Origin of the sequence: Brevundimonas vesicularis NBRC 12165 (assembly GCF_001592205.1) — a bacterium.
Lineage (GTDB): Bacteria > Pseudomonadota > Alphaproteobacteria > Caulobacterales > Caulobacteraceae > Brevundimonas > Brevundimonas vesicularis.
Map to the genome: position 1 here is coordinate 112,218 of NZ_BCWM01000005.1, position 18,716 is coordinate 130,933.

General features: G+C 67.6%; 17 protein-coding genes. 9 read left to right on the plus strand and 8 right to left on the minus strand.

From position 1 onward, the window contains the following. Positions 1 to 3: 3 nt before the first annotated feature. The 3 genes from BVE01S_RS05525 to BVE01S_RS05535 all read right to left on the minus strand — a co-directional run bounded on the left by BVE01S_RS05525 (position 4) and on the right by BVE01S_RS05535 (position 3,174). Entirely contained in the window at positions 4 to 2,178 is a 2,175-nt protein-coding gene (locus tag BVE01S_RS05525) for a protein-disulfide reductase DsbD family protein (RefSeq protein ID WP_240612041.1), read from the minus strand. An 85-nt stretch (positions 2,179 to 2,263) separates the two neighbouring features. Further along, positions 2,264 to 2,692 carry an OmpA family protein gene (locus BVE01S_RS05530; RefSeq protein ID WP_066625253.1) on the minus strand — a complete coding sequence of 143 codons (429 nt, stop codon included), beginning with the start codon at positions 2,690 to 2,692 and terminating at the stop codon, positions 2,264 to 2,266. Between the two features lie 131 nt (positions 2,693 to 2,823). Continuing rightward, positions 2,824 to 3,174, minus strand: coding sequence for a YMGG-like glycine zipper-containing protein (locus BVE01S_RS05535; RefSeq protein WP_066625255.1), 351 nt, complete (start codon positions 3,172 to 3,174; stop codon positions 2,824 to 2,826). 142 nt (positions 3,175 to 3,316) lie between these two features. Between BVE01S_RS05535 and BVE01S_RS05540 the strand changes: the two genes are divergently transcribed. After that, positions 3,317 to 4,252 carry a diacylglycerol/lipid kinase family protein gene (locus tag BVE01S_RS05540; protein ID WP_055808810.1) on the plus strand — a complete coding sequence of 312 codons (936 nt, stop codon included), beginning with the start codon at positions 3,317 to 3,319 and terminating at the stop codon, positions 4,250 to 4,252. Then, positions 4,252 to 5,103 carry a metallophosphoesterase family protein gene (locus BVE01S_RS05545; RefSeq protein WP_055808812.1) on the plus strand — a complete coding sequence of 284 codons (852 nt, stop codon included), beginning with the start codon at positions 4,252 to 4,254 and terminating at the stop codon, positions 5,101 to 5,103. The genes BVE01S_RS05540 and BVE01S_RS05545 overlap by 1 nt, the downstream gene beginning before the upstream one ends. A gap of 164 nt (positions 5,104 to 5,267) precedes the next feature. On the opposite strand, the gene BVE01S_RS05550 is transcribed toward BVE01S_RS05545, so the two are convergent. Continuing rightward, complete coding sequence (locus BVE01S_RS05550) at positions 5,268 to 6,713, minus strand: AMP nucleosidase (protein ID WP_066625261.1); 1,446 nt, start codon at positions 6,711 to 6,713, stop codon at positions 5,268 to 5,270. A 128-nt stretch (positions 6,714 to 6,841) separates the two neighbouring features. On the opposite strand from BVE01S_RS05550, the gene BVE01S_RS05555 reads away from it, so the two are divergent. Next, positions 6,842 to 8,092 carry a multidrug effflux MFS transporter gene (locus BVE01S_RS05555; RefSeq protein WP_066625263.1) on the plus strand — a complete coding sequence of 417 codons (1,251 nt, stop codon included), beginning with the start codon at positions 6,842 to 6,844 and terminating at the stop codon, positions 8,090 to 8,092. Between the two features lie 63 nt (positions 8,093 to 8,155). Further along, the gene (locus tag BVE01S_RS05560) at positions 8,156 to 10,108 is read left to right on the plus strand and encodes a M1 family metallopeptidase (RefSeq protein ID WP_066625265.1); all 1,953 of its coding nucleotides are present in this window, start codon (positions 8,156 to 8,158) and stop codon (positions 10,106 to 10,108) included. 2 nt (positions 10,109 to 10,110) lie between these two features. Here BVE01S_RS05560 and BVE01S_RS05565 read toward each other — a convergent pair whose 3' ends face one another. After that, positions 10,111 to 10,542 (minus strand): DUF488 domain-containing protein, encoded by a 432-nt coding sequence (locus tag BVE01S_RS05565; RefSeq protein ID WP_066625273.1) that lies wholly within the window; start codon positions 10,540 to 10,542, stop codon positions 10,111 to 10,113. A gap of 115 nt (positions 10,543 to 10,657) precedes the next feature. On the opposite strand from BVE01S_RS05565, the gene BVE01S_RS05570 reads away from it, so the two are divergent. Continuing rightward, positions 10,658 to 11,635 carry a complex I NDUFA9 subunit family protein gene (locus BVE01S_RS05570; RefSeq protein ID WP_066625278.1) on the plus strand — a complete coding sequence of 326 codons (978 nt, stop codon included), beginning with the start codon at positions 10,658 to 10,660 and terminating at the stop codon, positions 11,633 to 11,635. An 84-nt stretch (positions 11,636 to 11,719) separates the two neighbouring features. After that, positions 11,720 to 13,597, plus strand: a complete 1,878-nt coding sequence (gene recQ / locus BVE01S_RS05575; RefSeq protein ID WP_066625280.1) for a DNA helicase RecQ — start codon at positions 11,720 to 11,722, stop codon at positions 13,595 to 13,597. Between the two features lie 6 nt (positions 13,598 to 13,603). On the opposite strand, the gene BVE01S_RS05580 is transcribed toward recQ, so the two are convergent. Then, on the minus strand, positions 13,604 to 14,080 hold the full coding sequence (locus BVE01S_RS05580; protein ID WP_066625283.1) for a hypothetical protein: 477 nt from the start codon (positions 14,078 to 14,080) through the stop codon (positions 13,604 to 13,606). Positions 14,081 to 14,179: 99 nt separating this feature from the next. Here BVE01S_RS05580 and pgi point away from each other — a divergent pair, with 99 nt between their 5' ends. Further along, positions 14,180 to 15,787, plus strand: coding sequence for a glucose-6-phosphate isomerase (gene pgi / locus BVE01S_RS05585; protein WP_066625427.1), 1,608 nt, complete (start codon positions 14,180 to 14,182; stop codon positions 15,785 to 15,787). On the opposite strand, the gene BVE01S_RS05590 is transcribed toward pgi, so the two are convergent. After that, positions 15,784 to 16,356 carry a DUF1826 domain-containing protein gene (locus BVE01S_RS05590; RefSeq protein WP_066625286.1) on the minus strand — a complete coding sequence of 191 codons (573 nt, stop codon included), beginning with the start codon at positions 16,354 to 16,356 and terminating at the stop codon, positions 15,784 to 15,786. The genes pgi and BVE01S_RS05590 overlap by 4 nt on opposite strands. A 78-nt stretch (positions 16,357 to 16,434) precedes the next feature. On the opposite strand from BVE01S_RS05590, the gene zigA reads away from it, so the two are divergent. Then, positions 16,435 to 17,655 (plus strand): zinc metallochaperone GTPase ZigA, encoded by a 1,221-nt coding sequence (zigA, locus tag BVE01S_RS05595; protein WP_240612042.1) that lies wholly within the window; start codon positions 16,435 to 16,437, stop codon positions 17,653 to 17,655. A gap of 48 nt (positions 17,656 to 17,703) precedes the next feature. Here zigA and BVE01S_RS05600 read toward each other — a convergent pair whose 3' ends face one another. Continuing rightward, positions 17,704 to 18,126 (minus strand): YMGG-like glycine zipper-containing protein, encoded by a 423-nt coding sequence (locus BVE01S_RS05600; RefSeq protein ID WP_066625291.1) that lies wholly within the window; start codon positions 18,124 to 18,126, stop codon positions 17,704 to 17,706. Positions 18,127 to 18,424: 298 nt separating this feature from the next. Here BVE01S_RS05600 and groES point away from each other — a divergent pair, with 298 nt between their 5' ends. Then, positions 18,425 to 18,712 (plus strand): co-chaperone GroES, encoded by a 288-nt coding sequence (groES, locus tag BVE01S_RS05605; RefSeq protein WP_017505470.1) that lies wholly within the window; start codon positions 18,425 to 18,427, stop codon positions 18,710 to 18,712. The last annotated feature ends 4 nt before the right edge of the window (positions 18,713 to 18,716 follow it).

The following is an 18,716-nucleotide window of genomic DNA, read 5'->3' on the forward strand; positions in this document are numbered from 1 at the left end:
CGCTCAACCCTTCAGCGCATCCACGACCACGCCCTCGGTCAGCAGCTGCGGCAGGATTTCCGGCTCGGCCCGGCCCGGTCGATACAGCAGATACAGCGGCACGCCCGAGCGCCCATGCGCCTGAAGCTCGCGGGTGATGGCGTCGTCGCGCCGGGTCCAGTCGCCGATCAGATAGGCGGCGTTCGCTTCGCGCATGGCTTCGGCCACGCGGGGGGAGGACAGGGCCGCGCGTTCGTTGATCTTGCAGGTCACGCACCAGTCGGCGGTCAGATTGACCAGCACGGGTCGCCTCGACGCGGTCGCTGCATTCACCGCCGCCGCCGACCAGGGCTGGGCCGCCAGCGGGCCGCTGTCGCCTTGCGGCGCGGCGTCCGCATCCCGTGCCGCGCCCGCCGCTGCGCCCGCCAACCCCAGCGCCAGGACGCCGACGACGATCGCGCAGATCGTGGTCAGGATCGGCCGTTCATCACGCTGGCGCGCCGCTTGCGCCAGACCCGTCAGCCAGGCCGCCAGGGCCAGCAGCAGCGCCGCCGCCAGCAGCAGGCCGAGAGCATCCACGCCGCCCTGTCGCGTGAACACCCACAGCAGCCACAGCGCCGCCCCATACATGGGAAAGGCCAGCAGACCCTTCAGCCGCTCCATCCAGACGCCCGGTCTCGGCAGGCGCGACAGCAGGCCGGGCGACAGGCTGATGGCCAGATAGGGCAGGGCCAGACCCAGCCCCAGCATCAGGAACACGGCCAGCGCCATCGGCCAGGACAGCACCAGGGCTGCCCCGAGCGCTGCGGCCATGAAGGGCGCGGTGCAGGGCGCCGCAACGACCACGGCCAGCACCCCGGTGAAGACGGCGCCCGCCGAACCGGGCAGGCGCGACAGGGGACCGGACCCCGCGCTCTGCAATCCGGCGCCCACATGGAAGACGCCCGACAGGTTCAGCCCGACCAGCAGCATGACCAGGGCCAAGGCCGCGACCACGCCCGGCGACTGGAGCTGGAAGCCCCAGCCGATAGCCTGACCCGCCGCCCTCAGCGCCAGCAGAACGCCGGCCAGAACCAGAAAACTGACCAGCGCCCCGGCGGTGAAGGCCAGGCCGTCGCGCCGGGCCCGCGCCGGATCATGTGCAGCCGCCGACAGCGACGCCGCCTTCATCGCCAGAACCGGGAAGACGCACGGCATCAGGTTCAGCACAAGCCCGCCCAGCAGCGCCAGGCCCAGGGCTTGAAGGAAGACCAGCGCGCCGGTCTTCACCGGCGTCGCCGTGGTTTCGTCCAGCGGCTTCAGCGCCTCGCCGCCTTGGGCGCCCGCCAGAGGCGCGCCCGGCTCCGCCGCGATCTCCCACGCGCCCTTGTCGGTCGCCAGGACCCCTCTCAGCGCCGTCTGCGTGGCATCCTTGCCGGCCGTCAGCGTCAATGTCAGGCCGTTCGGACCCCGCTGGCCCGACTGGGCCGCCGCATGGTCGATCCGCCCGCCGTCGAAAGGATAGAAGTAGACTTGGACGATGTCGGCGCCCGCCTGGTCACCAGATAGCGGCCCGCCGATCGCGGTCAGGATCAGCTGGCCGCCCTGACGCGTGACGCGCGCCTCGATCCCGGCCGGGCGAGGCGCGGTTTCGACCAGCCGCTCGATCTCCTCGCCCCAGGGTTTGGCCAAGGGCGCTGCGCCCTCGCGCACCGGCAGCGCCAGCGACAGGGTCATCGGCTCGGGCACGCACATCTGGTCGCTGCACACCAGAAACAGCACATCCGTCGTCAGGGTCAGCACTTCGCCCGGCCGCGCCGTCGGCGGCACATGGATCGGCACGGGCAAGAGCACCGCGCCCGAATAGCCATAGTTCATCAGGCTCATCAGCCGCTGGCGGCTGGGCAGGGGCCACAGGATCGGATCGGCGGTCACCCCGGCGGGCAGGGTCCAGATCAGGCTGGTCGCACCGCCGCTGTCGCCCGGATTGCGCCAATAGGTGTGCCAGCCGGGCGCGATCTTCTGGCGCACCGCCACCACGGTCGTCGAACCGGGCGCGACCCATTGCGACATCGGGACCAGTTCGGCCTCGATCCGCTCGGTCCGCTGCGGCCCGAAGGCGACGACGCCTGTGGGCTGGCTCTGAACCGGCTGGGCGACGGTCGCCGAAACGCCCGTCAAACTAAACAGCAGGCCGAGGAGAAGAGCGAAGAGGCGCAAACGCGTGTTCCGGCAGGCGAGGGGAGCGCCGCAACCTAATGCGTCACGCGTCCCCGCGCCATCGCTGCGCCCGCTCCCGCGTCGATCAGCGCGGATAGGCCTCGTAGATCACTTCCGCACGGCGCCGCAGCGGTTCGTCATTGCCGGCTGCGGTCGTGGCGCCCGCATCGCCTGCGGCGTTCAGCTCGAAGATCGGCGCGGGCATGCCCGCTTGGGTCAGCGCCTCGACCACCGTCCGCGCGCGCCGCTGCGAAAGGTTCAGATTGGCTTCGGGCGTTCCCGTGGCGTCGGCCAGGCCAACCACGCGCACCTTGCGCACGTCGCAATCCTTGGCCTTGCTCGCCGCCGCCTTCAACACCATCGCCGCCGGTTCGGTCAGCCGCGCCTGGTTTTCCAGGAAATAGATATCGAAACGCCCCGGCGCGCACAGCGACTCGCCCACCACCAGCGCCTCGCGCTTCGGCATCGGCGCGCACGCCGCCAGCACACCCACGGCCGCCACAGCCAGAACCATTGATCGCTTCATCTCAGCCCTCCTCCGGCTCGGCCGGCCCATTACGCAAAAGAGGCGGCCCGTCGTCCGACAGGCCGCCTCTTCAACCTAGCGCCGGTCGCGGACCTTCGCGACCGGCATTTGATCGCTGATCAATAACGGCGCTGACCGTTGTCCCAGTAGCACTCGTCCTGACGGTTGTCGTAGCAGTAGTAGTAGCGACCTTGGCTGTCGCGATAACGCTGCTGGTTGTTGCGGTCCTGGTTGGAGCCGCGGATGGCGCCGGCCGTGCCGCCCAGGGCGCCGCCGATCAGAGCGCCGGTCGCAGCGTTGCCGCCGCCGACGTTGTTGCCGATGATGGCGCCGGCGACGGCGCCCAGGCCGGCGCCGATGGCGCCCTGGCGGACGGTTTCGTTCGAGCCGTTGTTATAGCCGTACGGGTCGCTGGCGCAGGCCGAAGCCAGCAAGCCGGCGCCGGCAATCGCGATAATCGCCTTTTTCATGATGAATTCCTTTGTCCCTGGGTGTTGGCCCCTGTGGGCAGCAAACGTGTCCTCGCGGCATAGGTTCCGCGTCGGCAGACTGCATCCGCAACTATGGTGACGCTTGGGCGGAACGACGGCGCCTGCGGGGCGTTCGGCCGCCATGACCGATGTCGCCCAACCCCCCTCCGATGCAGACGACAAAACTGCGTTGACGCCCCATGCCCAGATCCGGCACGCCGTGATGCTGGTCAATCCGCTGTCCGGAAGCGTGGGGCCCCGCGCCGCCGGCGAGGCCGAAGCCCTGTTGGGGCAGTATGACCTCAAGGCCGAGGTCGTGTCGTTTGAAGGGGGCAACTTCGACCAGATCATCGCCGACGCCTTCGCCGCCAAGCCGGACGTAATCTTCGTTCTGGCCGGCGACGGCACGGCACGCTCGGTGGCGTCGAAGGCCAAGCCTGACGGTCCGATGATCGCGCCCTTGCCCGGCGGCACGATGAACATGTTGCCCAAGGCGCTTTATGGCACCGCCGACTGGAAGCTGGCGCTGAAGCGGGCGCTGGAGGAGGGCGAGCCTCAGGCCGTTTCGGGCGGCGAGGTTCAGGGCGAATACTTCTATTGCGCCGCCATTCTGGGATCGCCGGCGCTGTGGGCGCCGGCGCGCGAGGCGATGCGGACCGGCAAGATCAAGCTGGCCTGGCAATACGGCCGGCGCGCCCTGAAACGCGCCTTCTCCGGCCGTCTGCGCTTCACTCTTGATGGCGGCGAGAAACGCCGCACCGAGGCGCTGGTGCTGATCAGCCCGATGATCTCCAAGGCGATGGAGGATCCCATCGGACTGGAGGCCGCCGCCATGGACCCCAGCGACACGACCCAGGCCTTCCGCCTGGCCGCGACCGCCTTGTTCAGCGATTGGCGCCAGGATCCGGCCGTCTCGACCCGCCCGGCGAAACGGATCGAGGTGCGCGCCCGCTCGAAAATTCCGGCCGTGATCGACGGCGAGCCGCTGCTGCTCAAGCCCGAGGCCGTGATCCGCTTCGTGCCCAAGGCCTTCAAGGCGCTGGCGCCCAAGCCGCCCTCAGCCGAGGACAGCATCTAGTGGGACGCGTTCTTCAGTTCTCCGACGTCCATTTCGGCTGCGAGCACAAACGCGCCTGCGCCGCCGCTCTGGAATACGCCCACGCCACGCCGAACGATCTGGTGCTGATCACCGGCGACATCACCCAGAAGGGGTTTCCCGACGAGTTCACGGCCGCGGGCGAATGGATGCGGGCCATGCCCGAGCCGCGCTTCGTCATCGTCGGCAATCATGACGTGCCCTATTGGGACGCCATCGCGCGGGTCTTCCATCCCTGGCGGGCGTTCGAGACGGCGACAGGCTTTCCCGCCCACGACGGCCAGTTCTGCAGCGATGCGGTCATGGTGCGCGGCGTCGTCACCGCGCGCGGCTGGCAGGCGCGGCCCAACTGGTCGAAGGGCGTCATCGACCTGGACCAGACGCGGCGTGCGGCGGAGGCCCTGCGTCAGGCGCCGATCGGCGCGCTGCGGATCCTGGCCTGTCACCATCCGCTGATCGAGATGGTCGGCACGCCGATGACTGGCGACGTCAAGCGCGGCGACGAGGCGGCCCTGATCTTCGCCGAGGCGGGGGTCGATCTGATAATGACCGGCCACGTCCATGTGCCGTTCGCCATGCCGATCCCGCTGGCGGATCGTTGCTCCTACGCCGTCGGCTGCGGGACGCTGTCGCATCGCGAGCGCGGCGCGCCGCCCGGCTTCAACCAGATCGACTGGGACGCCAAGACCATAACGGTGACGGCCCTGGCCTGGGATGGAACGAGCTATCGCTCGCACCAGGTGTGGCGCCTGCCGCGCCGTCAGGATACCCGCAAGGCGACCACCGCGCCCAGCCCGGTCGAGCCGGGCGCCTTGGAGAAGGCTGCGGTCTGAAGACTTCAGATCCGTCCCCTCCCTGCGAAGCGGGGAGGTGGCTCGAAGAGTAGCGGAGAGACGGAGGGGTTCTTTGCCGCATTGCAGGCGCTAGTGGGATTTCAACAACCCCTCCACCGCTCCGCGGTCCCCCTCCCCACGCTGTGGGGAGGAGACTTTCTCGCCTACCGGAACGGCGGTTCGTCGAAGGCGCGCAGCTTGCGTGAGTGCAGCTTTGAGCCTTCGCTGCGCATCAGATCGACCGCCTGGATGCCGATCTGCAGATGTTCAGAGATCGAGCCTTCGTAGAAGCGGTTGGCCTGACCCGGCAGTTTGATCTCGCCGTGCAGCGGCTTGTCCGACACGCAAAGCAGCGTCCCGTAGGGCACGCGGAAGCGATAGCCCTGGGCCGCGATGGTGGCGCTTTCCATGTCGATGGCGACGGCGCGGCTCTGGTTGAAGCGCAGGGCCGACTTGGAATAGCGCAGCTCCCAGTTCCGGTCGTCGGTGGTGACGACGGTGCCGGTGCGCAGGCGTAGTTTGACCTCGTCGCCCGGCATGCCGCTGACCGACTTGGTGGCGTCATAGAGCGCGCGCTGAACCTCGGCGATCGACGGGATCGGAATGTCGGGCGGCAGCACTGCGTCCAGAACGTGATCGTCGCGCAGATAGGCGTGGGCCAGCACATAGTCGCCGATGGTCTGGCTGGCGCGCAGGCCGCCGCAGTGACCGATCATCAGCCAGACGTGCGGACGGGTGACCGCAAGGTGATCCGTGATCGTCTTGGCGTTGGACGGGCCGACGCCGATGTTGACCAGGGTCACGCCCTTATGGCCCGGCGCGGTCAGGTGATAGGCCGGCATTTGGTGCTTCTTCCAGGCCGTGTCGCTGATCGCCGCCTCGGGGTTGGGCGTGTCGCGCGTGATCACCACGCCGCCGGCGCAGGACAGGGTCTGATACGGCGAGCCGGGCGTCCGAAGCTGCTCGATGGCCCAGCGCACGAACTCATCGACGTAGCGATTGTAGTTGGTGAACAGGACATAGGACTGAACGTCGTCCACCGGCGTGCCGGTGTAGTGTTTCAGCCGCGCCAGCGAGAAGTCGGTCCGCAGACCGTCGAAGTGCGACAGGGGGAAGTCGCCGCCCATTTCGAACAGGCCGTCGGCGATCTCGTCGCCGATATGGGCCAGGTCCGTGGTGGGGAACCAGCGCGCCAGGGCCGCCGTCATCGACCGGTCCAGCGCGACCTCCAGCCCGTCGGTCACATAGGGGAAGGGGATCTCCTGGCGGGACAGGCCGACCTCGAAGGTCGCGTTATATTCCTGCTCCAGCAGGCCCAGCTGTTCCGTCAGATAGGGGCGGAAAAGGTCGGGCCGCGTGACCGTGGTCGAATAGCTGCCCTGTCTGGACAGCCGGGCGTAGGCGCGCGGCTCCAGGTCCTGGGGGCGATCCCCGTCCCAGCGGATGCGAAGTTCGGGATAGGCGAACACACCTTCGGCGCGTTTGACCGGATCGGGCCGCGCGCCGGTATTGACGAAATCCCGCACGGCGTCGCGCAGGTTGGTCACGGATTGGGTGTAGAGGGTTTCGAGGCGGTCCAGCGCCGCCTGTGCTGTCATCTGTTCTGTCATGACTTCCTCTAGCGAAGCTTCGCGGCTTTGGCGAGGCGCCGCCCGTTCAAACCCGATTTCGCTGCATTGCAGCAATTTATGACGGGCGTGCGGTTGCGGATCGGGGCGTTACGGCGCATCTGGCCCGGATGTCTTCTTCCCTTGCGTCAGCGCCCGCCAAGAAGGAACTCGGCTTCGTCGAGTTCGTCTGCCTCATCGCCCTGATGATGGCGCTGAATGCGCTGGCGATCGATTCGATGCTGCCGGCCCTGCCGCACATCGGCGCCGACCTGAACGTGGCGACCGACAACGACCGACAATGGGTGGTGACGGCCTATCTGCTGGGCTTCGGCGGGGCGCAGCTGTTCTACGGTCCGTTGGCGGATCGGTTCGGCCGAAAGCCCGTCCTGCTGTTCGGCGTCGGCGTCTATGTGATGTTCAGCCTGCTGGCGACCCTGGCGCCGACCTTCGAAACGCTGATCATGGCCCGCGTCGGCCAGGGTCTGGGCAGCGCCTGCACCCGCGTGCTGGCCGTCTCGATCGTGCGCGATCGCTATGAGGGTCGCACCATGGCGCGGGTCATGTCGTTCAGCTTCCTGGTCTTCCTGGGCGTGCCAATCCTGGCGCCGTCGCTGGGACAGTTGATCATGCTGGTCGGACCGTGGCGCTGGATCTTCGCGGGGCTGGGTCTGATCGGGGTCGGCCTGGTCGTCTGGGCGTCTTTGCGTCTGCCCGAGACGCTGAAGCCCGAGGATCGGCTGCCGATCCAGATCAAGCGTCTGACCGCAGCCTACAAGATCGCCCTGACCGACCGCACCGCCGTCGGCTACACCCTGGCCATGACGGCGATCACCGGGGCCCTGTTCGGCTTCATCAACTCATCGCAGCAGATCTTCGCCGACGTCTTTCACGCCGAGGCGGCTTTTCCGGCGGTGTTCGCGCTGATCGCGGGCGGCATCGCCGTGGCCTCGATCGTCAATGCGCGGCTGGTGGTGAAGTTGGGTTCGCGCAAGATTTCGCACACCGCCCTGATCGGCTTCACCAGCATCGCCGCCATCCATGCGGGGGTGGCGATCAGCGGTCATGAATCGATCTGGACCTTTGCGGTGCTGCAGACCCTGACCATGTTCTGTTTCGGCCTGATCGCGGGCAATTTCGGATCGATGGCGATGGAGACGATGGGCAAGATCGCGGGCACGGCGGCCTCGATCCAGGGCTTCATCTCCACCATCGTCGGCTCTCTGCTGGGCTTTGCGGTGGGCCAGCAGTTCAACGGCACGACCATTCCGATGTCGGTCGGCTTCACCGTCTTTGGTTTGATCGCCCTCGGCTGGGTGCTGTTCGCCGAGCGGGGACGGCTGTTCCGGGCCCATCACGCGCCGGTCGCCGCCAAGGCTTGATCTTTTTCGCGTTTCCGCGCGTTCTCCGGGCCAATCGTCAAGATCAGCCCAGGAAAAACCTCGATGACGCTGAAAGCGCTCGGTCTCGTCTCCGCCCTCGCCCTGGCCGCCGCCATGGGTCTGAGCGCCTGCTCCACCACGACGGGAGGGTCGGCCATGACCCCGCCCGCCATCGCCCCGGCGCCCGGTCCCGAAGCGGTGGACGTCCATACCCACGCCCGGCCCGAGATCGCCCGCGTCGTCGATGTGGCCTTGGATCTGACCGCCGACTTCAACGCCAAGACCCTGGCGGGCACGGCGACCCTGGACGTCCTGGCGATCCCGGGCGCCAACGAGATCGTGCTGGATATCCGCGACCTGGAAATTCAGGACGTGCGCGACGCGGCGGGTCAGCCGCTGCGCTATGTCGTCGGCGACAATGACGCCGTTCTGGGCCAGCCGCTGACGGTCTATTTCCCGGCCTTCGCCGCCAATGAGCGACGCAAGATCACCATCCGCTACTCGACCCGCCCCAACGCGGCGGCTCTGCAATGGCTGAACGCCAGCCAGACGGCCGGTGGACAGAAGCCCTATCTGTTCAGCCAGGGCCAGGCGATCCTGACCCGCACCTGGGTGCCGACCCAGGACAGCCCCGGCATCCGCCAGACCTATTCGGCCCGCATCACCGCGCCCGAAGATCTGACGGTGGTCATGAGCGCCGACCATCTGACGCCGAACGGCGAGCGGGCCGCAAACGGCATGAAGACCTGGCGCTTCCGGATGGACAATCCGATCCCGCCCTATCTGATCGCGCTGGGCGTCGGCGACATCGCCTTTGCGCCGTTCGACGGCCGCACCGGGGTCTGGACCGAGCCCAGCCGGCTGCGCGCCGCCCAATCGGAGCTGGAACCGACCGCCCAGATGGTGACGGCGGCCGAGAAGCTGTACGGCCCCTATCGCTGGGGCCGCTACGACCTCCTGGTCCTGCCGCCCTCCTTCCCGTTCGGCGGGATGGAGAACCCGAAACTGACCTTCGCCACCCCGACGATCATCGCCGGCGATCGCTCGCTGGTGTCGCTGGTCGCGCACGAACTGGCGCACTCCTGGTCGGGCAATCTGGTGACCAACGCGACCTGGAACGACTTCTGGCTGAACGAGGGCTTTACCGTCTATTTCGAGAACCGGATCATGGAGTCGGTCTATGGCCATGACCGCGCCATGCAGGAGCAGGTGCTGGGCTGGGACAGCCTTCAGGATACGCTGAAGTCCCTGCCGGCGGCGGACACCCGCCTGCATCTGGACCTGAAGGGCCGCGATCCCGACGACGGCATGAACGACATCGCCTACGAGAAGGGCGCCCTGTTCCTGCGGACCATCGAACGCACCGTCGGACGGGATCGGTTTGACGCCTGGCTCCGCGGCTATTTCGACCGCAACGCCTATCGTCCGATGACCACGGCCATGTTCCTGCAAGACATCCGCGACAACCTGATCAAGGGCGACGCGGCGCTGGAAAGTCAGCTGCAGATGGACGCCTGGGTCTATCAGCCCGGCCTGCCGTCCAACGCCGTCGCGCCGGTGTCCCACGCCTTCGAGCCGGTGGACGCCGCCGCCGTCGCCTTCTTCAAGGACAAGGGGCCGGCCTCGGCCATTCCGTGGGCGGACTGGAACACCCAGCAGCGCCAGCGTTTCCTGGGCTGGCGTCCCGAGGGTCTGCGGACGGGGGCCGACTGGCTGACGAATGCGCAACTGGCCGATCTGGAGCGGACGCTGAACCTGGCGAACGAAGGCAACGCCGAACTGACCTTCGCCTGGCTGCAGATCGCCCTGGCCCATCGCTATCAGCCGTCGGTCGCCACGGCCGAGAAGTTCCTGACCAGCCAGGGCCGTCGCAAGTTCGTCCTGCCGCTGTTCCAGACCCTGTGGAACGAGGGCGAATGGGGCCGGGGCAACGCGCGGCGCATCTACGCCGAGGCCCGGCCGCTCTATCACCCGGTCACCAGCGGTTCGGTCGATCAGCTGGTCGGACGGCCTTAAGGCTAGAGATCCACGACCGCCACGCCGGTTTCCTCCGCCAGTCGTTCCGCCAGGACGGCGCGGTGGCAGCCGGCGTGGTCGGCCTCGAAGCACAGCAAGGCGACGGGTTTGTCGGCCGCCAGCGCCTTCAATTGCTCGTACTCGATCTGCGCCTGGGGCTCGGCCAGGTGATCGGCGAAGATGGCGCGCATCTCGTCGACACGGCCCTTGCGCGCTGCGTCACGTCCCGCCTTGGGCGTGCCCAGCCCGCGCAGGTGGACATAGTCGATCCCTTCGGCCTTCAGGCTCTCGCCCAGGATCGTCTTAGAAAAGCCGGCGCGGCGGGATGCGGCGACCGCGCGGACATCGACCAGGGTTTGCACGCCGGCCGTCTTCAGCCGCGCGATGACGTCGGCCTGGGTCGCGCCCTCGTAGCCAATAGTGAAAAGCTTCATCCGCCTCAGATGGGCGGGAGCGCGTCGAACGCCAGCGTGACCGTGAAGGCTCGCGTTGCGGTGCGGCGCCCTATCGTCTATCCCGCCGAAACGGATTTCGACTGGAGCTTTCCCCATGGCTGACCTCGCCCCCGGCGTCGTGACCCTCTTTGGAGGTTCGGGCTTTATCGGGTCGCAGGCGGTGCGCGCCCTGGCGCGTCGCGGCTGGCGCATTCGGGTCGCCGTGCGAAACCCGGTCCTGGCGATCGAAATCCAGCCGCTGGGCGATCCCGGCCAGATCCAGTTCATGCGCTGCGACATCACCAACCCGGCGGATGTGGCGCAGGCCGTGCGCGGCGCGGACGCCGTCGTCAATCTGGTCGGCGTGCTGCATGACGCAGGCGGCAAGCGCGGCTTCGACGCCGTTCACACCGAGGCGGCCAAGACTATCGCCGAGGCCGCCAAGGCGGCGGGCGTTGAGCGCCTGGTCCAGATCTCGGCCATCGGCGCCGACGCCGCCAGCCCTTCGGCCTATGGTCGCACCAAGGCCCAGGCCGAACAGGCGGTGCGCGCCGTCTATCCCGATGCGGTGATCCTGCGGCCTTCGCTGGTGTTCGGCGCGGGCGACGGCTTCCTGAACCGCTTCGCCGCCATGGCGACCCTGTCGCCGGTCCTGCCGTTGATCGGCGGCGGCGAAACCAAGTTCCAGCCGGTCTATGTCGGCGATGTCGCCGAGGCCATTGCGCGCGGCGTGACCCGCGCGGACGCCGCCGGCCGCACCTATGAACTGGGCGGGCCGAGCCTCTACACCTTCCGGGAAGTGCTGGAGCTGGTGCGTCGCGAGACGGGCCGCGACCGGATGCTGGTTTCGGTGCCCTTCATCGTCGCCAAGCCCCTGGGTTCGCTGCTGCAACTGAGCCGGTTCGTCGGCCTGACCCCGCCGCTGACGCGCGATCAGGTGCTGATGCTGGAAAAGGACAATGTGGTTGCCGCAGATGCGTTCGGCCTCAGCGATCTGGGCATCGACCATCCGGCCGGCATGGCGGCGATCGCCCCGTCCTATCTGTGGCGCTACCGCGTCGGCGGCCAGTTCGCCGAAGCGCCCGCCCACTGAACCCTCCCCATCTGATGCCGCCGCCGGTCGCCTTCGCGCCCGGCGGCGTCTTCTGTTCGGGAACAAAGAGTGCACAGCTTAAGGATGCCGGCCACGCGCCCCCAGTTCTCCTCGACCGATACGCCTGACCTGAACGACGCGCGGGCGTTGTTGGCGCGCGTCTGGGGTCACGCCGACTTCCGGGGGCTGCAGGGGCGGGTGGTCGAGCAAATCCTGTCGGGCGGCGATGTGCTGGCGGTCCTGCCGACCGGCGGCGGCAAGAGCGTCTGCTATCAGATCCCGGCCATCCTGCGCCCCGGACTGGGGCTGGTGGTGTCTCCCCTGATCGCCCTGATGACCGATCAGGTGGAGGCGTTGAAGCAGCAGGGCGTCGCGGCGGCGCGGCTGGATTCCGGCGTGTCGCTGGACGAGCGTTCGGCCATCTGGGCGGCCGCGCGGTCGGGGGACCTGGACCTGCTCTATGTCTCGCCCGAAGGCCTGGCGGCGGGCGCCATGATGGACCGGCTGGCGGAACTGCCGTTGAGCCTGATCGCCATCGACGAGGCGCACTGCGTCTCGCAATGGGGCCACGACTTCCGCCCCGACTATCGCAACCTGGGCCTGCTGGCCGAGCGGTTCCCCGATGTGCCGCGCATCGCGGTGACGGCGACCGCCGACGCCCGCACGCGCGACGACATCCTGCGCTCGCTGCGGCTGGAAGAGGCGACGGTCTTCGTCGACAGTTTCGCGCGTCCGAACCTGCAACTGTCGGCCGAGCGCAAGGAGAGCGCGTCCCGGGCCAAGACCGATGCGCGGGTCATCGAACTCGTGCGCGAACGGCGGGGCAAGTCGGGCGTCGTCTATTGCGGCAGCCGCGACGGTTGCGACCGCGTGGCCCAGGCCCTGCGCGACGCCGGGACCAACGCCATCGCCTATCACGCCGGCATGGACACGAAAGAGCGCGACCGCCGGCTGGAGCGCTTCCTGGCCGAAGAGGGCGCCGTCATGGTCGCGACCATCGCCTTCGGCATGGGCGTCGACAAGGCCGACGTGCGCTTCGTCATTCACGCCGATCCGCCGGGCAGCCTGGAGGCCTATTGGCAGGAGATCGGGCGCGGCGGTCGCGACGGCGAGCCAGCCGAGGGCATCACCCTGTATGGGCCGTCCGACATCGCCTGGTCCTTGCGTCGGCTGGACAGCCGCCCGATGGCCGATGAGGTCAAACAGGTCCAGGTCAGGAAGACCCGCCAGCTGTTCGCCATGCTGGACGGCGCTGTCTGTCGCGCCCAGGCCGTGCGGCGATACTTCGGCGAGCATGACGCTCAGCCTTGCGGCGTCTGCGATATCTGCGGCGACCCGCCTCAGCTCTATGATGCGACCGTCCCGGCCCAGAAGGCGTTGGCGGCGGTGCAGCGGCTGGGCGGCCGGTTCGGGCGCAATCGCGTCGTCGATCATCTGACCGCCCGCACCAAGGACGTGCAGCCGTGGGAGCAGCAACTGTCCACCTGGGGCATCGGGCGCGAGATTTCGCTGAACAGCTGGCGCGAGATCGTCGATCATCTGCTGTTCGAAGGTCTGCTGGCCGAGGATCCCAACGACGGCAAGCCGCTGGTCGGGCTGGGCGATTCCGAGGCGGTGCGCGCCGTCTATCGCGGCGAGCGCCAGATCGAGGTGCGTCGCGCGCCTCTGAGGGCCGATACCGCCCCGCGCCGTCGTGATCGATCGGGCGAAGGGCGCAATGCGGCGCTGGAGACGATGGACGCGGACGTCCGCGCCCGGTTCGAGGCCTTGCGCGCCTGGCGCCGCGACCGCGCCTCGGAACAGCACGTCCCGCCCTATGTCATCTTCCAGGACCGGACGTTGCTCGAGATCGCCCACGCCGAGCCGGGCGACCTGAACAGTCTGGGCGCCATTTCCGGCGTCGGTCAATCCAAGCTGGATCGTTACGGCAAGGGCGTGCTGGAGGCGCTGGCCGCTCTCTAGAAGGCGTCAGACTTCCGGCTTGGGCGGGGCGGTGATGACTTCGACGTTGTCGTTCAGCAGATAGGACAGTTCCGACAGGGCCACGGCGCGTTCGGCCGGGTTGGCGGCGGCCTGAACGGCCTGAACCTTCTTGGGCATGTCCTCGGAAATGCCGCGCAGGATGCATTTCAGGTCGCCGTCGGTGCCGCGTTCCTTCAGGATCAGGTGGCCCTGCATGTCCAGAGCGGCCAACTGCTCGGCCTGGGCCTTGAAGCCGGTGAAGGCCTGGCTGGTGAAGAAGGCGGCGTCGTCGGCGGCGTTGGCGGCGGCCCAGCCGTCGACCATGGCCTTCAGGCTGGCCGAGCGCGCGATGATGTCGGCGAACAGCGGCTCGCCCGCCACCGAGATCGGCGCGCCGGGCGCGGCGGCCGGCTGTTCGGCGGCCAGGGCCACCGAGGGATTGGACATCGCCAGGGCGATCGTGAGAGCAAGGCCGCAGGACATGGAGGTGACTTCCTGTTTCAGCGTCCGCTGGGACGTTGAACCTGAATACGCCCCAGCCGTAAACGAGTGTTTACCCTGTCATTCCCGATGGAGACGACGATGACCCGCGACGCCGCCTGGACCGCCTTCGACCAAGCCGCCGCCGAGGCCGCCTCCGCGCGGATCGTGGATCAGTTCGCCGCCGATCCGGACCGGCTGGCGCGGATGTCGGTCGAGGCGGCGGGGCTTTTTCTCGACCTGTCGAAACAGAGCTGGACCAAGGCCGCCTTCGACGCTTGTCTGGACTTGGCGCGCGCCAGCGACGTCGAAGGGCGTCGAGCGGCCCTGTTCGCCGGCGAGGCCGTCAATCTGACCGAGGGCCGGGCGGTCCTACACCCCGCTCTGCGCGCTGCGCCGGGCGCCGACTTCAAGGCCTTAGGCGAGCCCGTCTCGGCCGAGGTGGACGCCGTGCGAGTGGACATGAAGGGCTATGCGGATGCAGTACGGTCGGGCGCCGAGGCGGGCGCGACGGGCAAGACGTTCGAGGCGATCGTTCATGTCGGCATCGGCGGTTCGGACCTGGGGCCGCGCGTGGTCTGGGATGCGCTGCGCCCGCTGGACCCGGCCATCGACCTGCGCTTCGTTGCGAATATCGACCCGCGCGACATGGCTGAGGCGCTGACCGGCCTGGATCCCGAGACGGCCTTGGTGGTGGTCGTGTCCAAGACCTTCACGACGCAGGAAACCCTGGCCAACGCCGAGGCGGCCAAGGCCTGGCTGGCGGCGTCGCTGCCGCCCGAGGGGATGACGAAACACTTCATCGGGGTGACGGCGGCGCCGGACAAGGCGGCGGCCTTCGGCTGCGGCCGCACCTTCGCCTTCCGGGACTGGGTCGGCGGGCGATATTCGCTGTGGTCGGCGGTCAGCCTGTCGTGCGGCATCGCCCTGGGCTGGGACGTATTCGAGGATATGCTGGCGGGCGCCGCGGAGATGGATGCGCATTTCGTCTCGGCGCCGCTGGAGCGAAACGCGCCGATCCTGCTGGCCCTGGCCCAGGTGTTCAACGTCGATGGGCTGAACCGGCCGGCGCGGACGGTCGCGCCCTATGCGCACGCCCTGCGTCGCCTGCCAAGCTTCCTGCAACAGTTGGAGATGGAGTCGAACGGCAAGCGGGTGCATCGCGACGGCACGCCGGTGACGCGCCAGACCTGCCCCGTCGTCTTCGGTGAGCCGGGCACCAACGGCCAGCACGCCTTCTTCCAGCAGATCCACCAAGGGCCGCAGACCGTCCCGGCCGAGTTCGTCATCGTCGCCAAGACTCATGAGGACGCGCCGGAGTCGCCGCTTTGGTCGAATGCGCTGGCTCAGGGCCAGGCCCTGATGCTGGGCAAGACGACCGAGGCCGCCAAGGCCGAGGGGTTGGCGCAAGGATTGTCGGAGGAGGAGGCGACGCGCCTGGCGTCCCACCGCACCTTCACCGGCAACCGTCCGTCGACATCCATCGTCATGGATCGTTTGACGCCCCAGACCCTGGGCGCGCTATTGGCCCTGTATGAGCACAAGACCTTCGTCGAAGGCGTGATCTGGGACATCAACAGCTTCGACCAATGGGGCGTCGAACTGGGCAAGGTCCTGGCCAAGGCGATCCTGAAGGACGTGGACGCGGGCGGCCCCTCGGCGGACCTGGATCCGTCCACAGCGGCCCTGATGACGCGGTTGATGGGTTAGGCCTCGATCGGCGCCACGGCGTCGATCGTCAGCACGTGACGAAACGCATTTCGGCTGGCCGCAGGCGACCGATGCAGCACGACCGGAAGGTCGGGCCAAGGCTCCCACCCATCGGCCGTGCCCTTCATGATGGCGATGTCGCCCGGTTGGAGCGTGCGCACGCGACGTCGCGTTTCTGCGCGTCGCGCGTCCAGATCATCGCCTAACTCGGTCGCGAAAGCCCATTCCGATCCTGGTCCTTGATAGGTCGCGATCAACCGCACCGAAATCGCATCCTGATGAAAGCGCGGACAGGCGCGCGTGGTTACGCGTTGAAATGTGGCGCGCCAGTTCGGGCTTCCGCTGACGGCCGACAGGATGCCGCCCAGGCCCTGAATGTCGTCAAGCAGCCAGTCTGGCGCCGGCCCCGAAGTCGCGAGCCACGGCCCTTCGCACGTCGCCTCGAATGCATCGGGTCCGTCCACTTCAAGCGGGGCCGGACGCGACCAGACGGCCATCCGAACGTGAGGCTCCATCAGCGTTGTGAAGACGGTGGGACTAATCCCCGTCACGACCGCGCCAACCGCCATGTTCCATCCTCGATCAAGTATGTTATAACGTAACATACTCTGTATATATCTATGAAACACGCCTCAAGAGAGATTGCTGTGCCCGAGTTGCGCAAACTGCCCGTCACCGTCCTGTCCGGCTTTCTGGGTGCGGGGAAGACGACCCTGCTGAACCATGTGCTGAGCAACAGAGACGGACTGCGCGTGGCGGTGATCGTCAATGACATGAGCGAGGTGAACATCGACGCCGCCCTGGTGCGGGACGGCGGCGGGGCGGATCTGTCGCGGACCGAGGAACGGCTGGTGGAGATGTCGAACGGCTGCATCTGCTGCACCCTGCGCGAGGATTTGCTGATCGAAGTCGGCAAGCTGGCGCGCGAGGGGCGGTTCGACTGCCTGCTGATCGAGTCCACCGGCATTTCCGAACCTATGCCGGTCGCCGCCACCTTCGACTTTCGCGACGAGGACGGGTTCAGCCTGTCGGACCTGGCCCGGATCGACACCATGGTCACGGTGGTGGACGCCTTCAACTTCTACCGAGACTATCCCTCGACCGACCGGCTGAAGACCCGAGGCGAACATCTCGGCGAGGACGACGAGCGCACCGTCGCCAATCTGCTGATCGATCAGATCGAGTTCGCCGACGTCATCGTTCTGAACAAGTGCGACCTGCTGGATGCGACCCAACTCGGGACGCTGAAGGCGATGATGACCCAGTTCAATCCCCGCGCCAGAGTCCTGGAGGCTGTGCGCGGCGCCGTGCCCTTGGAGCAGGTCATCGGCACGGGCCTGTTCGATATGGAGCGGGCGGAACAGGCCGCCGGCTGGTCCCAGGCCCTGCGCGGCGAGGTCACGCCCGAGACCGAGGAATACGGCGTATCGACCTTCGTCTATCGGGCGCGCAGGCCGTTCCATCCCCGGCGCTTCTACGACCTGATGAACAGGGAATGGCCCGGCGTCTGGCGTTCCAAAGGGTTCTTCTGGCTGGCGAGCCGAATGGCCTATGTCGGATCCTGGAGCCAGGCCGGGGCCGTGACGGAACACGAATGGGGCGGTCTGTGGTGGGCCTCGGCGCCGCGCGAACGCTGGCCCGACGACAATCCCGAATGGCTGAAGGCGATCGAGGCGGTCTGGCGTCAGCCCTACGGCGACCGCCGTCAGGAAATCGTTCTGATCGGCAAGGACATGAACCGCGACCTGCTATTCTCCATGTTTGACGGCGCCTTGCTGACCCGCTTCGAGATGGAGCGCGGTCCGAAGGGGTGGGCGAAACTCGAGGATCCCTTCCCGCATTGGGGACCCCGTCAGGACGCGGCATAAGAAAAAGAGGCGCCCCACCGGGCGCCCCCTCTCCTCGAAACCCGACGCTTACCAGCGGCGGTCGTAGCGATAGTCGCGGTCACGGCGATAATCGCGATAGTCGCGGCGACCTTCGTAACGGCGGCCGTCGTAGCGGTAATCGTAGCCCGAGCGGCTGCGGTCGCTGCCGTGCTCGCGCTCCCAATGGCCTTGGTTACGGTAGCACTGGCCGCCGCGGTAGTATTCGCAGCCCGAGCCGCGGTTGGAGGCTACCGCGCCCAGCGCCGCGCCGGCCAGGGCGCCGCCCGCGATGTAGCTGCCGTCGCCGTTGCCATAGATGGCGCCGGCCAGACCGCCCACGGCGGCGCCGATCAGGGCGTTACGGCCGGTGTTGTCGCGATCGCGCGATTGGGCAGAAGCCGGAGCGGCCATCAGGCTCAGGGCCACGACGGGGGCGGCGGCGACCGCAGTGATCTTCAGCAGCTTGGACATTTTGGTCTCCTTGTTTGCTTGCCGATCTGCGTTTCCGGGGCGGGAAGGCATCCAGCGTTGAGGCCTTTCTATCGCTCCCAGTTTGAACGACCCCGGAGGTCGGCATTCATTTTCGGTTCATTTGTCACAGAGAATTCGCGCGGCGATCCATCGCCGCCGCTTGACGATGACCCTGCCTCTGCCTAACTCCCGCTCGCGTTAGCACTCTCGCTGGTCGGCTGCCAAAACGGCGATCGCGAGAGCGCCGCACACCGTTTCAAAAACGCCCCGATCCGGGGGTTTTACAGGGAGAAGTCCGATGGCGTTCCGTCCGCTCGGCGACCGCGTGCTGGTCAAGCGCGTTGAAGAAGAATCCAAGACCAAGGGTGGCATCATCATCCCCGACACCGCCAAGGAAAAGCCGCAGGAAGGCGAAGTCGTCTCCGTCGGCCCTGGCGCCCGTGACGATCAAGGCAAGGTCAATGCTCTTGAGCTGAAGGCCGGAGACCGCATCCTGTTCGGCAAGTGGTCCGGCACGGAAGTGAAGATCGACGGCGAAGACCTGATCATCATGAAGGAATCCGACGTCCTGGGCGTGCTGTCCTAAGCAC

What these genes read in the sequence shown, in the direction of transcription:
- BVE01S_RS05550 (WP_066625261.1), bottom strand. Translation starts at nt 6,713, where the DNA reads ATGACAGAACAGATGACAGCACAGGCGGCGCTGGACCGCCTCGAAACC.
- BVE01S_RS05535 (WP_066625255.1), bottom strand. Translation starts at nt 3,174, where the DNA reads ATGAAAAAGGCGATTATCGCGATTGCCGGCGCCGGCTTGCTGGCTTCG.
- BVE01S_RS05580 (WP_066625283.1), bottom strand. Translation starts at nt 14,080, where the DNA reads ATGTCCTGCGGCCTTGCTCTCACGATCGCCCTGGCGATGTCCAATCCC.
- pgi (WP_066625427.1), top strand. Translation starts at nt 14,180, where the DNA reads ATGACCCGCGACGCCGCCTGGACCGCCTTCGACCAAGCCGCCGCCGAG.
- BVE01S_RS05530 (WP_066625253.1), bottom strand. Translation starts at nt 2,692, where the DNA reads ATGGTTCTGGCTGTGGCGGCCGTGGGTGTGCTGGCGGCGTGCGCGCCG.
- BVE01S_RS05570 (WP_066625278.1), top strand. Translation starts at nt 10,658, where the DNA reads ATGGCTGACCTCGCCCCCGGCGTCGTGACCCTCTTTGGAGGTTCGGGC.
- recQ (WP_066625280.1), top strand. Translation starts at nt 11,720, where the DNA reads ATGCCGGCCACGCGCCCCCAGTTCTCCTCGACCGATACGCCTGACCTG.
- groES (WP_017505470.1), top strand. Translation starts at nt 18,425, where the DNA reads ATGGCGTTCCGTCCGCTCGGCGACCGCGTGCTGGTCAAGCGCGTTGAA.
- BVE01S_RS05600 (WP_066625291.1), bottom strand. Translation starts at nt 18,126, where the DNA reads ATGTCCAAGCTGCTGAAGATCACTGCGGTCGCCGCCGCCCCCGTCGTG.
- BVE01S_RS05560 (WP_066625265.1), top strand. Translation starts at nt 8,156, where the DNA reads ATGACGCTGAAAGCGCTCGGTCTCGTCTCCGCCCTCGCCCTGGCCGCC.
- BVE01S_RS05540 (WP_055808810.1), top strand. Translation starts at nt 3,317, where the DNA reads ATGACCGATGTCGCCCAACCCCCCTCCGATGCAGACGACAAAACTGCG.
- BVE01S_RS05555 (WP_066625263.1), top strand. Translation starts at nt 6,842, where the DNA reads ATGTCTTCTTCCCTTGCGTCAGCGCCCGCCAAGAAGGAACTCGGCTTC.
- BVE01S_RS05590 (WP_066625286.1), bottom strand. Translation starts at nt 16,356, where the DNA reads ATGGCGGTTGGCGCGGTCGTGACGGGGATTAGTCCCACCGTCTTCACA.
- BVE01S_RS05565 (WP_066625273.1), bottom strand. Translation starts at nt 10,542, where the DNA reads ATGAAGCTTTTCACTATTGGCTACGAGGGCGCGACCCAGGCCGACGTC.